Below are 14,437 nucleotides of genomic sequence, written 5' to 3' on the forward strand. Positions count from 1 at the left end.
CGGGCTGGAGGCGGCGGATGACGGGGCTGGGGCGCAGGAGCAGCACCTTCACACGCTTGCTGCGATACGGGTTCTCCGATGCCGCCGGCGCCGAGCGGCTGCTCGGGATGCCCGCGCTGGCCGGGGCGGAGACCGACCCCGTGCTGCTCGACGCGCTCGGGGCCACCGCCGACCCCGACCTCGCGCTCGGTGCGCTCGTCCGGCTGGCAGAAGCTCTGCCGGAGGCGGGCCGGCAAGCGCTGCTCGGCACCCTCGTCACCTCCAAACCGCTGCGCGACCGGCTCCTCGGGGTGCTCGGGGCCTCCGAGGCGCTCGGTGATCACCTCGTGCGGCATCCCGACGACTGGCAGGTGCTGGTCACCTTCGAGGCCGCCGATCTGCACCCCACCGTCGCCGACTTCGAGCGCGCCCTCGCCCCGCGCACCGAGGGGCTCTCGCCCGCCGACTCCCTCCGCGCCGCCTACCGGCGCTGTCTCCTCGCCATAGCGGCCCGCGACGTCAGCGGCAGCATCGACATCGCCCAGACCGCCGCCGAGCTCGCCGACCTCGCCACCGCCACCCTCCGCGTCGCCCTGCGGATCGCCTGCGAGGAGCATCCCGACGACGACGCGGCCTGCCGGCTCGCCGTCATCGGGATGGGCAAGTGCGGTGGACAGGAGCTCAATTACGTCTCCGATGTGGACGTCGTCTTCGTCGCGGAAGCGACGAACGGCACCGAAGAAGCCGCCGCCCTCCGCTCCGCCACTCGCCTCGCCTCCCGGATGATGCGCGTCTGCTCCGACGTCACCCCCGAGGGCACCATCTGGCCCGTCGACGCCAACCTCCGTCCCGAGGGGCGCAACGGGCCCCTCGTGCGGACGCTCTCCTCCCATCTCGCCTACTACCAGCGGTGGGCCAAGACCTGGGAGTTCCAGGCCCTTCTCAAGGCCCGGCCCGTCGCGGGGGACCCGGACCTCGGCCAGGACTACGTCGACGCCGTCTCGCCCCTCGTCTGGCAGGCCGCCGAGCGCGACAACTTCGTCACCGACGTCCAGCAGATGCGTCACCGCGTCGTCGCCTCCATCCCCGTCACACACGTCGACCGTGAACTCAAGCTCGGGCCCGGCGGACTGCGCGACGTCGAATTCGCCGTACAGCTGCTGCAGTTGGTGCACGGGCGGAGCGATGCCACCCTGCGCACGGGCCACACCCTCGATGCCCTCGCCGCCCTCGCCGCGGGCGGGTACGTCGGGCGTGCCGACGCCGCCTCCCTCGACTCCGCCTACCGGTTCCTGCGCTCCCTGGAGCACCGCATCCAGCTGTACCGGCTGCGCCGCACCCACCTGATGCCCGAGGGCGAGGCCGACCTGCGCCGCCTCGGACGGTCGCTCGGTCACCGCACCGAGCCCGTCGTCGAGCTCGGCAAGGAGTGGAAGCGGCACGCCCGCGAGGTGCGGCGGCTGCACGAAAAGCTCTTCTACCGGCCGCTGTTGGACGCCGTCGCCCAGCTGGAGCCCGGCGAGATCCGGCTCAGCCCCAAGGCCGCCGGCCAGCGCCTGGAGGCCCTCGGCTACGCCGACCCGGCCGCCGCCCTGCGGCACCTGGAGGCCCTGGCCTCCGGCGTCTCCCGCAAGGCCGCCATCCAGCGCACCCTGCTGCCCGTGCTGCTCGGCTGGTTCGCCGACTCCGCCGACCCGGACGCGGGGCTGCTCAACTTCCACAAGGTGTCCGATGCGCTTGGCCGGACGCCGTGGTACCTGCGGCTGCTGCGCGACGAAGGAGCCGCCGCCGAGAACCTCGCCCGCGTGCTCTCCGCCGGGCGCCTCGCCCCCGACCTGCTGCTGCGCGCCCCCGAGGCCGTCGCCCTGCTCGGCGACCCGGGCGGGCTGCAGCCGCGCGGCCGGGAGGCCCTGGAGCAGGAGGTCCTCGCCGCGGTGGGCCGTGCCGAGTCCGCCGAGGCCGCGATCGTCGCCGCCCGCGGGGTGCGCCGCCGCGAGCTGTTCCGCACGGCCGCGGCCGACATCATCGGCGCCTACGGGCGGACCGGGAACGGCGCCCACGCCACCGGCGAGCACGGCACCGGCTCGCGCGGGCACGCCGAGACCGCCGGGAATGATGTTTCCGCCCGCGTCGACGCCGTCGGCAACGCCGTCTCCGATGTCAATGCCGCCACCCTCGCCGGGGCCCTGCGCGCCGCCGTCCGCGCCGAGTGGGGCGACACCCTGCCCACCCGCTTCGCCGTCATCGGCATGGGCCGCTTCGGCGGCCGCGAACAGGGCTACGGTTCCGACGCGGACGTCCTGTTCGTCCACGAGCCGCGCGAGGGCGTCTCCGACGAGGAGGCCGCCAAGGCCGCGTTCGCCGTGGCCGGCGAGATGCGCCGGCTGCTCCAACTGCCCACCACCGACCCGCCGCTGCTCGTCGACGCCGACCTGCGGCCCGAGGGCCGGTCGGGGCCCATCGTGCGCAGCCTCGCCTCCTACGCGGCCTACTACCGCCGCTGGTCGCTGGTGTGGGAGAGCCAGGCGCTGCTGCGTGCCGAAATGGTCGCGGGTGACGCGGACCTGGGCCGCCGCTTCATCGAACTCGTCGATCCGCTGCGCTATCCCGTCGAGGGCCTCGGCGAGGACGCGGTGCGCGAGATCCGGCGCCTGAAGGCCCGGATGGAGTCCGAGCGGCTGCCGCGCGGCGCCGACCCCACGACCCACACCAAGCTGGGCCGCGGCGGGCTGTCCGACGTCGAATGGACCGTGCAGATGCTGCAGATGCAGCACGGCTGGGCCGAGCCGGGCCTGCGCACCACCCGCACCCGCGAGGCCCTTGCCGCTGCGCGGGCCGCGGGGCTGATCTCCACGGACGACGCGCGGATACTGGACGAGGCCTGGGTGCTGGCGACGAGTGTGCGCAATGCGGTGATGCTTGTGCGCGGGCGGGCGGGGGACACGTTTCCCGCGGATCCGCGGGAGTTGGGTGCCGTCGCCCGGTACATGGGCTATGAGCCCGGGCACGTGGGTGACATGCTCGACGAGTACCGTCGAACGACGAGGCGGGCCCGGGCGGTTGTCGAGGAGCTGTTTTACGGGGCCTGATCGCTGCCTTCGGCCGCGGGCCGCCTGTGGCCGGTCGCGCAGTTCCCCGCGCCCCTTACGGGGCCCGGTCGTTCTTCGGCTGCGGGTCGGCTGTGGTTGCTCGCGCCCACGCGGCGGAGCCGCATATCAGGCACAGCCCCGCGCCCCTTCGGGGCACTGTCAGGATCCCCCTGCCCGCCCTTCCCCGCCACCTGGCGGGCCAGCCGGCTCGGTACCGCCCCGTACCACGCGTACGACAGGCCGAAGCCGAAGGACAGGCACACCAGGCCGCCCACCGCGTCCAGCCAGAAGTGGTTGGCGGTGGAGACGATGACCACCAGGGTCATCACCGGGTACAGCGCCCCCAGCACCTTCGCCCACACCGGCCGCGCCAGCGTGGCGATCGTGAAGCCGCACCACGTCGACCAGCCGATGTGCATCGACGGCATGGCCGCGTACTGGTTGGACATGTCGGCCAGGTTGCCCGAGGCCATCGAACCCCAGGTGTGGTGCACCACGACGGTGTCGACGAAGCCGAGGTCGCTCATCAGCCGTGGCGGGGCCAGCGGATACAGGTAGTAGCCGAGCAACGCCACGGCGGTGGTGGCGAAAAGGGCCAGCCGGGCGGCCGCGTAGCGGCCGGGGTGCCAGCGGTAGAGCCACACCAGGACCCCGACCGTGAGGATGAAGTGCAGGGTGGCGTAGTAGTAGTTCATCCCCACGACCAGCCACGTCACCGAATTCACGGCGCGGTTGACCGTGTGCTCCACGGCGATGTGGAGCGTCTGCTCCGTCTGCCAGATCCAGTCGGCGTTGCGCTCGGCGGCGGTTCTCTGCTCGGGAACGGCGTTGCGCACCAGTGAATACGTCCAGTAACTCACCGCGATCAGCAGCACCTCGAACCACAGCCGCGGCCGCCGGGGCCTGCGCAGTCTGCGCAGCACCCTGTGGTCCGCCGGCGGCTGTATACGCTCGCCGGTGGGTGACGGGGCGGCCGTCCTGCCTTCCAGGGTCCTCACTGTGGCTTCACCCATAGGAAAAGAGTCTGCCAGACAGAGGCCCGGCGCAGATCATCCCTGAGGCGCGGACTGCCCTGTTTCGGCCTGATTCGTGGCGAGCGCGCGCGCCCCTGGACGGCCGTCCGTGCGGGCATCCGTACGAACTCCGGGAGCGGATGCGGTGGAGCCGCGGACGACGAGTTCGGGAAGGAAGACGAACTCGCTGTGCGGTGCCGGAGTTCCGCCGATCTCCTCCAGCAGGGCCCGCACCGCGGCCTGGCCCATCGACTGCACGGGCTGCCGGATCGTGGTCAGCGGCGGGTCGGTGAAGGCGATGAGCGGGGAGTCGTCGAAGCCCACCACCGAGACGTCGCGCGGGACTTCGAGACCGTGCTGCCGTGCCGCGCGCACCACCCCGAGCGCCATCATGTCGCTCGCGCACACCACCGCCGTGCACCCGCGCTCGATGAGGGCGGAGGCCGCGGCCTGACCACCCTCAAGAGTGAACAGCGAATGCTGGACCAGCTGTCCCGCCTCCTCCGCGCCCATCCCGAGCTGGTCCTGCATGCTCGCCAGGAAGCCCTCGATCTTGCGCTGCACCGGCACGTACCGCTGCGGACCGAGTGCCAGGCCGATCCGCCGGTGGCCGAGTGCGGCCAAATGGGTGACCGCGAGGCGCACGGCCGCCCGGTCGTCGGGGGAGACGAACGGGGCCCGTACCTTCGACGAGAAGCCGTTGATCAGCACGAACGGCACGCCCTGCGCGCGCAGCCGCTCGTAGCGCTGCATGTCCGCCGAGGTGTCGGCGTGCAGCCCGGAGACGAAGATGATGCCGGAGACGCCGCGGTCGACCAGCATCTCCGTCAGCTCGTCCTCGGTGGAGCCGCCGGGCGTCTGCGTGGCCAGGACGGGTGTGTACCCCTGGCGCGTCAGGGCCTGCCCTATGACCTGGGCGAAGGCCGGAAATATGGGGTTCTCCAGCTCGGGGGTGATCAGCCCGACCAGCCCGGCACTGCGCTGCCGCAGCCGTACGGGCCGTTCGTAGCCGAGCACGTCGAGCGCGGCCAGCACGGACTGGCGGGTGGAGGCGGCCACCCCCGGCTTGCCGTTGAGGACGCGGCTGACGGTTGCTTCGCTGACACCCGCCTGGGCTGCGATATCGGCCAGCCGTGCGGTCACAGGAGGTGACTGTACCGGTCGCATCTCAGACTGCCCACCACACACAGCAATCCGAAGGCAGCCGGACTGTTCCGCCCGCGAATTCCAGGGCTGAGGAGGCGACCACCGGGCGGCCCGGTACCGGCATCGCAGCCTCGTCACGGCCCGTGTTGAGCGTGCACACGAAACCCGGCCGGGAGAAGGCCAGTACGCCCTCGGGCGCGTCCAGCCAGCGCATCCCGCCGTCCCCGAGACCGGGCAGCTCCCGGCGCAGCGCCAGCGCCGAGCGGTACAGCTCCAGCACCGAGCGCGGGTCCCCGGCCTGGGCCGCCACCGACAGGCCCGCCCACGCGGCCGGCTGCGGCAACCAGCTGCCGCCCGGGCCGAAGCCGTACGGGGCCTCCTCGCCCTCCCACGGGATCGGCACCCGGCAGCCGTCACGGGTGCCGTCCTGCCCGTCACCGCGGAAGAACGCCGGGTCCTGGCGCACCTCGTCCGGCAGGTCCGTCACCTCCGGCAGCCCCAGCTCCTCGCCCTGGTAGACGTAGGCCGAGCCGGGCAGCGCGAGCATCAGCAGCGCCGCGGCCCGGGCCCGCCGCAGGCCGAGTCCGGTGTCGTCCCCGCCGTAGCGGGTGGTGTGCCGCACCACGTCGTGGTTGGACAGCACCCACGTCGTCGGCGCCCCCACAGACTGCGTGGCCGCGAGCGACCCGTCGATGACGTCCCGCATCGCCTGGGCGTCCCAGTCGCACGTCAGGAACTGGAAGTTGAAGGCCTGGTGCAGTTCGTCCGGACGGACGTACAGGGCGAGCCGCTCGGACGTCGGGGCCCATGCCTCCGCGACGCCGATGCGCTGCCCGTCGTAGGAGTCCAGCAACTGCCGCCAGGCGCGGTGGATCTCGTGCACCCCGTCCTGGTCGAAGAACGGCAGCACCTGTGCCCCGATGAGCTTGGCCTGTTCCGTGCGCCCGATGTCGGGCAGCCCGGGGGCCTTGACCATGCCGTGCGCGACGTCGATCCGGAAGCCGTCCACGCCCAGGTCCAGCCAGAACCGCAGGACGGACACGAACTCCTCCCGCACCTCCGGGTTCTCCCAGTTGAGGTCCGGCTGCTCGGGCGCGAACAGGTGCAGGTACCAGTCGCCCGGCGTGCCGTCCGGCTCGCTGATCCGGGTCCAGGCCGGGCCGCCGAAGACGGACTCCCAGTCGTTCGGCGGCAGTTCACCGCCCTCGCCCCGGCCGGGCCGGAAGTGGTAGCGCTCGCGGGCCGTCCCCTCCCGGCGGCCCGCGAGCGCGGCCTGGAACCAGACATGCTGGTCGGAGGTGTGGTTCGGCACGATGTCGACGATGACCCGCAGGCCCAGCCGGTGCGCCTCGCGCACCAGGTCGTCGGCGTCCGACAGCTGCCCGAACAGCGGGTCCACCGCCCGGTAGTCCGCCACGTCGTACCCGCCGTCGGCCTGCGGCGAGGCGTAGAACGGGGTCAGCCACAGCGCGTCCACGCCCAGGCCGGCCAGATAGGGCAGCCGCTCGCGGATCCCGCGCAGGTCGCCGATGCCGTCGCCGTCGCTGTCGGCGAACGACCGCACGTACACCTGGTAGATGACGGCACTGCGCCACCATCCCTCCGCCTGCTCGGCGGGGCGGACGGCCTGGCGTACGGAGGGCGCGAGGTCCTGGGTCATGTACGTCCTATCGGGTCGGGGTGTACGCGGCTGAAGGGCGTGGTGCAGCGGATGCACGGGTCAACGACGGGGGCGGAACAAGGTGAGCTCCTGTTTCAGCCCTTGGTGCCACCGGCGGTCAGTCCGGCGACGAGGTGCCGCTGGGCGAGGAAGAACACCAGCCCGGCCGGGACGGTGATGAGCACGGCCGCGGCGGTCATCAGCCCCCACTCGGCCTTCTGCTGGCCGACGAAGGTCTGCAGGCCGACGGCGAGGGTGTAGTGCTCCTCGCTGCTCATGAACTGGCTGGCGAAGGCCACTTCGCCCCAGGCGGTGATGAAGGAGTAGAAGCCGGTGACGGCCAGGCCCGGCCGGGCCAGCGGCACGATCAGCCGCCAGAAGGTGCCGAAGGGCGTGAGCCCGTCGACGCGGCCGGCCTCGTCGATCTCGGCCGGTATGGAGTCGAAGTACCCCTTGAGCATCCAGGCGCAGAACGGCACCGACACCGAGCAGTAGGTGAGGATCAGGCCGGTGTAGGAGTCGAGCAGCTCCAGCTGTCCGAGGATGGTGTAGAGCGGCACGATCAGCACCGCCATCGGGAACATCTGGACGACCAGGAAGGTCCACATCAGCGGCCGGTGGCCGGGGAAGCGCATCCGCGAGACCGCATAGCCCGCGGTCGCGGAGACGAGCACGCCGAGCGCGGTCGCGCCCAGCGCGACGATCACCGAATTGCCGAACCAGGTCAGGAACTTCGTCTGCCCGAGGATGTGGCTGTAGTTGGAGAGGCTCAGCCCGCCCGTGAGCCGCATGGGCTCCTGCCAGCCGTCGCGGCCGCGCAGCGACACGTAGACGATGAACAGGACGGGGAAGAGCGAGACGAGGGACGCGGCGGCGAGCGCGGCGTGCAGGCCGACGGAGGCGGCGTGGGAGCGCTCGCCGCGCGGGCGGACGGGCTTGACGGTGCTGCTGCTCATCGCGCGGTCTCCTGTCGGGTGAGCATCCGGCGGTAGAAGACGGCGAAGACGAGGAGCAGCGAGAGGATGAGGATGCCGTACGTCGCCGAGCCCGCGTAGTCGCGGACGCCCTGGAAGGCGAGCCGGTAGGAGTACGTCACCAGGATCTCGCTGTCCGAGCTGGCCCCTTGGCCGATCAGCAGGTAGATGACCTGGAACATGTTGAACGTCCAGATGGTGCCCAGCAGGATGACGGTCCCGCTGACGGGGCGGAGCCCCGGGAGCGTCACGTGCCGGAAGCGCTGCCAGGGCGAGGCGCCGTCCATCTCGGCGGCCTCGTGCAACTCGCCCGGGATCGCCTGCAGTCCGCCGAGGATGGCGACCATCATGAACGGCACCCCGAGCCAGACGTTCACGGCGACGGCCGAGACCTTCTGGAGCGTGGCGTCGCCGAGCCAGTCGACCGTGCCGAGGCCCAGCCGGTCGAGGACGGCGTTGAGGACGCCGTACTTCTCGTTGAAGATCAGCCGCCAGGAGAAGGTGGCGACGAACGCCGGCACCGCCCACGGCAGGATCAGCAGCACCCGGTAGAGCGCCCGGAACCGCACCTTGCGGTTGAGCAGCAGCGCGAGGCCGAGACCGAGCACGTAGTGCAGCAGGACACAGGACGCGGTCCAGAGGACGGTCCAGGTGAGGCGCGAGTAGAAGTGGCCCTCCTGCCCGGAGAGCACCTTCCAGTAGTTGTCGAGCCCGACGAACCGGTAGGTGGAGGGAATGTGGTTGACGCCGATGGTGCGCCCGACGTTGGCCTCGTTGGCATCGGTGAAGGACAGGTAGATGCCCCGGCCGAGGGGGTAGCCGACGAGCACGGCCAGCACGAGGACCACGGGGAGGACCATGGCCCAGGCGTACCAGTGGGTTGCGAAGGAGCGGCGGATGCGGGTCGTCATAGCAGGCTACTTCTGGATCTCGTAGTCCTTCAGCAGCGCCGACTGCCAGGCCTTGGCAGTGGCGTCCAGCCCCTCCTTCGGCTCCTCCTTCAGCGTCAGGATCTTCGTGTAGTGCTGCAGCCAGTCCGTGAACAGGTCACCGCCCTGCGGGATCGCCGGCCGCGCGTGCGCCTTGCTCAGCGCCTGGTGGTAGGCGTTGCGCACAGGGTCGGCCAGCACGTCCTTCGTGTAGGCGGACTTGCGGGTCGGCAGCACGCCGATCGCCGTGGACGCGGCCTCCTCCTGCGCCGTGTCTGTCATGAACCTCACGAAGAGGTACGACGCGTCGAAGTTCTTGGAACCGGCGTAGACGACGAGGTTGTGCCCGCCGACGGGTGCCCCGGCGGTGCCCGTGGAGCCCGCGGGGACCGGGGAGATGCCCAGGTTCTCCTTCGTCTTGAAGGCGTCGCCGCCGAAGATCTCCTTCGTCGCCCACGGCCCGTCGACCAGCATCGCCAGCTTGCCGTTCTTGAAGTCCGTCTTGAGTGCGTTGTACCCGTCGGTCCCCGCAGGCTTCGGCGCGGCACCGGACTTGACGAGGTCCACGGCGGTCTCGATGCCCTTCAGCGACGCCGCGTCGGAGATGGTGATCTTCTTGTCGGCGACGTTCACCATGTCGCTGTTCTCGCCGTAGAGGAAGGGCAGCGAGTAGTAGCTGTCGGGGCTCAGGCCGATGCCGCCCGCGCCCGTCTTGTCCTTGATCTTCTGTGCCGCGTCCTTCACCTCGTGCCAGTTGGCCGGCGGCTTGTCGATGCCGGCCTTCTGGAAGAGGTCCTTGTTGTAGAGAAGCCCGAGCGTGTCGGTGACCTGCGGGGCGCCGTACGTCTTGCCCTGGTACGCCGCGTTCTTCAACGGCCCTTCCAGGAAGTCGCCCTGCTTGTCGAGGGCGGGCGTGCCGGTGAGGTCCTTGAGGTAGCCGAGCTGGGCGAAGCCCGGGGTCCAGCCGACGTCGGAGCGCAGCACGTCGGGCGCACCCTTGCCGGTGGAGGCGGCCGTCTTGAACTTCTGCTGCGCCTGGTCGAAGGGCACGTTGACGTAATCGACCTTGATCTTGGGGTACTTGGCCTCGAAGGCCGTGACCAGCTTCTTGAAGGCCGGTGCCTCGTTGGTGGCGTCGGAGGTGTCCCACCAGGTGACGGTGCCGCTCACGCTGCCCGGGTCGCTCGCCGCCTTGGCGCCGTCGCTCCCGTTGTCGCCGTCCCCGCCGCAGGCGGTCGCCGTCAGGGCCAGCACACCGACGACGGCGGCGACCGATATGCCTCTTCGCATATGGATCTCCTCTTCAAGGAGGCCGGCCTGGTGCGGCGGCCCGAGCTGAGGAGGAAGTTAACAGGCTGAAATCTCTTGCGAAAGACCTTGCAAGATCGGAAAGAGACTCGTACGGTCTCGTGAGCCCTTCACCCCCCAGGAGGCTCCATGGCTCCCACCGCCATGCCCGGAATCGTCCGGAGAGCCAAGGCCGTTGCCGTCGCCCTCGCGGCGGGAGCGGCCGTGACGACGCCGCAGGCGCCACCGGCGCAGGCCGCTGTACCCGGCGAGAAAGACGTCACTGCTGTCCTTTTCGAGTGGAACTACGCATCCGTGGCGAAGGAGTGCAAGGACACCCTGGGCCCCGCCGGCTACGGCTACGTCCAGGTCTCGCCGCCCCAGGAGCACATCCAGGGCCCGCAGTGGTGGACCTCGTACCAGCCCGTGAGCTACCGCATCGCCGGACGGCTCGGCGACCGGAACGCCTTCTCCGCCATGGTCGGCGCCTGCCACGCCGCCGGGGTGAAGGTCGTCGTGGACGCCGTCCTCAACCACATGGCCGCCGGCGCGGGCACCGGGACCGGAGGGACCGTCTACACCAAGTACGGCTACCCGGGCACGTACCAGGATGCCGACTTCCACACCTGCCGCAAGCCGGTCAGCAACTACACCGACCGGAACGACGTCCAGAACTGCGAACTCGTGGGCCTGGCCGACCTCGACACCGGCAGCGAACACGTCCGCGACCGGGAGGCGCAGTACCTGAACGACCTGCTGTCGCTGGGCGCCGACGGCTTCCGCATCGACGCGGCCAAGCACATCGCCGCGGACGACCTCGCCGCCGTCAAGAGCAGACTGAGCAAGCCGGACGTCTACTGGAAACAGGAGACCATCTACGGTCAGGGCGAGGCCGTGCAGCCGGAGGAATACCTGCGCACCGGCGACGCCCAGGAGTTCCGCTACGCGTGGGACCTCAAGCGGGTGTTCCAGCACGAACGGCTGGCCTATCTGAAGAACTTCGGCGAGGGCTGGGCCTATATGCCGGGGGACAAGGCGTCGGTCTTCGTCGACAACCACGACACCGAGCGCAACGGCGACACGCTCACGTACAAGGACGGCGCGGACTACACGCTGGCGCACGTCTTCATGCTGGCGTGGCCGTACGGCTCGCCGGACGTCCAGTCCGGCTACGAGTTCACCGACCGCGATGCGGGGCCGCCTGGCGGCGGGACTGTGAAGGCTTGCTGGCAGGACGGGTGGAAGTGCCAGCACAAGTGGCCGGAGATCGAGTCGATGGTGGGCTTCCGCAATGCGGTGCGGGGGACCGGGGTCGGCGACTGGTGGGACAACGGGTACCAGGCGATCGCCTTCGGGCGGGGTGACAAGGGATATGTGGTCGTCAACCACGAGGGGTTCGCGGTGAACCGGACGTTCAAGTCCTCGCTGCCGGGCGGGAACTATTGCGATGTGCAGAGTGGGCGGAGAGTGATGGTGGGCGGGGACGGGACGTTCACGGCTTCGGTGGCGCCGGGGACGGCGCTGGCCTTGTACGCGGGGGCGCGCGGATGCGTGTGAGGTTCGGGTGCGGGCCGTCTGTGGCCGGTCGCGCAGTTCCCCGCGCCCCTTACGGGGCGCTGGCCCTCAGTATTGTGCTGTCCTTACTGGGTGCTGTTCCTGCGCATGCCGCCCCCGTTCAAGGGGCTCGGGTCCAGTGGATCGACCGCACCACGGTCGCGTGGCCCAAGGGACTCGGCGACCCTGGTCGCCCGCACCGCCTCGTCCATGACGGGGGCCGCTTCACCCTCACCCGTCAGCCCGGCGGACTGGCCAAGTACCCGCACCTAGCAGCGGGTTACGACGCCTTCCATGTCAACGCCCGCGAGAGCGACGAGCGCACCGCGCTCAGAGGCGCACTGACTGCCGAGTCGGACGACGGCGTCACCACCGGCGTCCAGATCGCCGGCGTCCTCGACGACCTCTACGCCGGCCCCGCGGCCGGCACCCGCCTCGGACCCGTCTTCCGCAACGGCCGCCCCACCCTCTCCGTGTGGGCCCCCACGGCCCGTACCGTCGCCCTCGAACTCGACGGCGGGACCGTCCCCATGCGCCGCGACGCGGCAACCGGCGTCTGGAGCGCCACCGGCCCCCGCTCGTGGACCGGCAGGACCTACCGCTACGCCGTCACCGTGTGGGCCCCGTCGCTGCGGAAGGTCGTCACCAACCACGTGACCGACCCCTACTCCACCGCCCTCACCACCGACTCGGTGCGCAGCGTCGTCACCGACCTCGACGACCCGGCCCTCGCCCCGCCCGGCTGGCGGACCCTGCGCAAGCCGAAGGCGGTGCCGCTGCGGAACGCCCGGATCCAGGAGCTGCACGTCCGCGACTTCTCCGTCGAGGACCGCACGTCGCGGCACCCCGGCCAGTACCTGGCCTTCACGGACACCTCCTCCGCGGGCATGCGGCACCTGCGGCAACTGGCCGCCTCCGGCACGTCGTACGTGCACCTGCTCCCCGTCTTCGACTTCGCGACGGTCCCGGAGCGGCGGGCCGACCAGGCCACGCCTCCCTGCGACCTGGGTTCGTTCCCCGCAGACTCCGACAAGCAGCAGGAGTGCGTGGGCAGGACGGCCGCCCGCGACGCCTACAACTGGGGCTACGACCCGCTGCACTACACCGTGCCCGAGGGCTCGTACGCCACCGACTCCGAAGGGCCGGGCCGGACACGGGAGTTCCGGCAGATGGTGCAGGGGCTGTCCGGCGCCGGGCTGCGGACCGTCATGGACGTCGTCTACAACCACACCGCGGCGTCGGGCCAGGACGACAAGTCCGTCCTCGACCGGATCGTCCCCGGCTACTACCAGCGCCTGCTCGACGACGGCACGGTGGCCACCTCCACCTGCTGCGCCAACACCGCGCCCGAACACGCCATGATGGGCAGGCTCGTCGTCGACTCCGTCGTCACCTGGGCGAAGCAGTACAAGGTCGACGGCTTCCGCTTCGACCTCATGGGCCACCACCCCAAGGCGAACATCCTCGCGGTGCGCAAGGCGCTCGACGCCCTGACGCCCGCCAAGGACGGCGTGGACGGCAAGGCGGTCATCCTCTACGGGGAGGGCTGGAACTTCGGCGAAGTCGCGAACGACGCCCGCTTCGTCCAGGCCACCCAGAAGAACATGGCCGGCACCGGCATCGCCACCTTCTCCGACCGCGCACGCGACGCGGTGCGCGGCGGCGGCCCCTTCGACGCGGATCCCAGGGTGCAGGGCTTCGGTTCCGGCCTGTTCACGGACCCCAACGGCGCGCCGGTCAACGGCAGTCCGCAGGAACAGCGGGCCCGGCTGCTGCACGACCAGGACCTGATCAAGGTCGGCCTGACGGGCAACCTCGCGGACTTCCGCTTCACGGACTCGACGGGGCGGGAGGTGCGCGGCGCCGACGTCGACTACAACGGCCAGCCCGCGGGGTACGCGGCCGCGCCGGGCGATGCGCTCGCGTACGTGGACGCGCACGACAACGAGACGCTGTACGACGCGCTCGCGTACAAGCTCCCGCGGTCGGTGACGCCCGCCGACCGGGCGCGGATGCAGGTCGTGGCGATGGCCACGGCGGCGCTGTCCCGGGGCCCGGCACTCTCGCAGGCCGGTACGGACCTGCTGCGCTCCAAGTCCCTGGACCGCAACAGCTATGACAGCGGCGACTGGTTCAACGCGATCCACTGGGACTGCCGGGACGGGCAGGGCAACGGCTTCGGCCGCGGGTTGCCTCCGGCGGCGGACAACGCATCGAAGTGGCCGTACGCACGGCCGCTGTTGGCGGACCCGTCCCTGCGCGCCGGCTGCGGCCCGCGGGAGGCGGCGTCGGCGGCGTACCGGGACCTGCTGCGGATCCGGACGACGGAGCGGGCGTTCGACGGGGGCACGCTGTCGTTCCCGCTGTCGGGGCCGGGCGAGACGCCGGGGGTCGTCACCATGCGGGTGGGGGACCTGATGGTCGTCTTCAACGCGACCCCGGGCACGCAGGTGCAGCGGGTGCCGGCGCCGGCGGGGGGTGCGGGGTGGGTGTTGCACCCGGTGCAGGGTGCGGGGGCGGATGGGGTGGTGAAGTCGGCTTCGTACGACCGCGGATCGGGTGCCTTCACCGTTCCGGGGAGGACCGTGGCCGTGTTCCGGTGTGGGGTGTGAGGCCCCGGTCCCGCCCTTTCACCGTTTCTTGGGGCTGTGCCCCAAGCCCCCTTGGTTTTGCGACTGCGGGCCGGCTGTGGCTGGTCGCGCAGTTCCCCGCGCCCCTGACGGGGCGCAAAATCAGCCCGTCCGGCGTTTGAGGACGAGCGGCGGAGCCGCGACAAGGGGGTCTGGGGCGCAGCCCCAGGAAACGG

General features: G+C 71.1%; 8 protein-coding genes and 1 pseudogene. 3 read left to right on the forward strand and 6 right to left on the reverse strand.

All coding sequences use genetic code 11. The annotated features are described in order from the left end of the window. Nucleotides 1-17 precede the first annotated feature (17 nt). Nucleotides 18-3,068 carry a bifunctional [glutamine synthetase] adenylyltransferase/[glutamine synthetase]-adenylyl-L-tyrosine phosphorylase gene (locus ACWD4B_RS27890; protein ID WP_451423346.1) on the forward strand — a complete coding sequence of 1,017 codons (3,051 nt, stop codon included), beginning with the start codon at nt 18-20 and terminating at the stop codon, nt 3,066-3,068. Here ACWD4B_RS27890 and ACWD4B_RS27895 read toward each other — a convergent pair. The 6 genes from ACWD4B_RS27895 to ACWD4B_RS27920 form a co-directional block, all read right to left on the reverse strand. Further along, nucleotides 3,056-4,081, reverse strand: coding sequence for a phosphatase PAP2 family protein (locus ACWD4B_RS27895; RefSeq protein WP_451423347.1), 1,026 nt, complete (start codon nt 4,079-4,081; stop codon nt 3,056-3,058). The two genes, ACWD4B_RS27890 and ACWD4B_RS27895, sit on opposite strands and share 13 nt — an antisense overlap. Before the next feature lie 36 nt (nt 4,082-4,117). Continuing rightward, nucleotides 4,118-5,224: a LacI family DNA-binding transcriptional regulator gene (locus ACWD4B_RS27900; RefSeq protein ID WP_451423348.1), complete on the reverse strand. Its 1,107-nt coding sequence runs from the start codon at nt 5,222-5,224 to the stop codon at nt 4,118-4,120. A gap of 25 nt (nt 5,225-5,249) precedes the next feature. After that, on the reverse strand, nt 5,250-6,887 hold the full coding sequence (locus ACWD4B_RS27905) for a glycoside hydrolase family 13 protein (RefSeq protein WP_451423349.1): 1,638 nt from the start codon (nt 6,885-6,887) through the stop codon (nt 5,250-5,252). Nucleotides 6,888-6,982: 95 nt separating this feature from the next. Beyond that, complete coding sequence (locus tag ACWD4B_RS27910; RefSeq protein WP_451423350.1) at nt 6,983-7,843, reverse strand: sugar ABC transporter permease; 861 nt, start codon at nt 7,841-7,843, stop codon at nt 6,983-6,985. Further along, complete coding sequence (locus tag ACWD4B_RS27915) at nt 7,840-8,772, reverse strand: carbohydrate ABC transporter permease (RefSeq protein ID WP_451423351.1); 933 nt, start codon at nt 8,770-8,772, stop codon at nt 7,840-7,842. The genes ACWD4B_RS27910 and ACWD4B_RS27915 overlap by 4 nt, the downstream gene beginning before the upstream one ends. A gap of 6 nt (nt 8,773-8,778) precedes the next feature. Beyond that, nucleotides 8,779-10,080, reverse strand: coding sequence for an extracellular solute-binding protein (locus ACWD4B_RS27920; RefSeq protein WP_451423352.1), 1,302 nt, complete (start codon nt 10,078-10,080; stop codon nt 8,779-8,781). Between the two features lie 162 nt (nt 10,081-10,242). Here ACWD4B_RS27920 and ACWD4B_RS27925 point away from each other — a divergent pair. Beyond that, a pseudogene (locus ACWD4B_RS27925) lies at nt 10,243-11,628 on the forward strand (alpha-amylase); the annotation flags it as partial. Then, nucleotides 11,625-14,243: a pullulanase-type alpha-1,6-glucosidase gene (pulA, locus tag ACWD4B_RS27930; RefSeq protein ID WP_451423353.1), complete on the forward strand. Its 2,619-nt coding sequence runs from the start codon at nt 11,625-11,627 to the stop codon at nt 14,241-14,243. The pseudogene ACWD4B_RS27925 and the gene pulA, both read left to right, overlap by 4 nt. The last annotated feature ends 194 nt before the right edge of the window (nt 14,244-14,437 follow it).

The organism is Streptomyces sp. NPDC002536, assembly GCF_053594995.1.

Coding starts and splice junctions, on each gene's coding strand:
- pulA (WP_451423353.1), top strand. CDS start 11,625: ATGCGTGTGAGGTTCGGGTGCGGGCCGTCTGTGGCCGGTCGCGCAGTT.
- ACWD4B_RS27895 (WP_451423347.1), bottom strand. CDS start 4,081: ATGGGTGAAGCCACAGTGAGGACCCTGGAAGGCAGGACGGCCGCCCCG.
- ACWD4B_RS27905 (WP_451423349.1), bottom strand. CDS start 6,887: ATGACCCAGGACCTCGCGCCCTCCGTACGCCAGGCCGTCCGCCCCGCC.
- ACWD4B_RS27920 (WP_451423352.1), bottom strand. CDS start 10,080: ATGCGAAGAGGCATATCGGTCGCCGCCGTCGTCGGTGTGCTGGCCCTG.
- ACWD4B_RS27915 (WP_451423351.1), bottom strand. CDS start 8,772: ATGACGACCCGCATCCGCCGCTCCTTCGCAACCCACTGGTACGCCTGG.
- ACWD4B_RS27910 (WP_451423350.1), bottom strand. CDS start 7,843: ATGAGCAGCAGCACCGTCAAGCCCGTCCGCCCGCGCGGCGAGCGCTCC.
- ACWD4B_RS27890 (WP_451423346.1), top strand. CDS start 18: ATGACGGGGCTGGGGCGCAGGAGCAGCACCTTCACACGCTTGCTGCGA.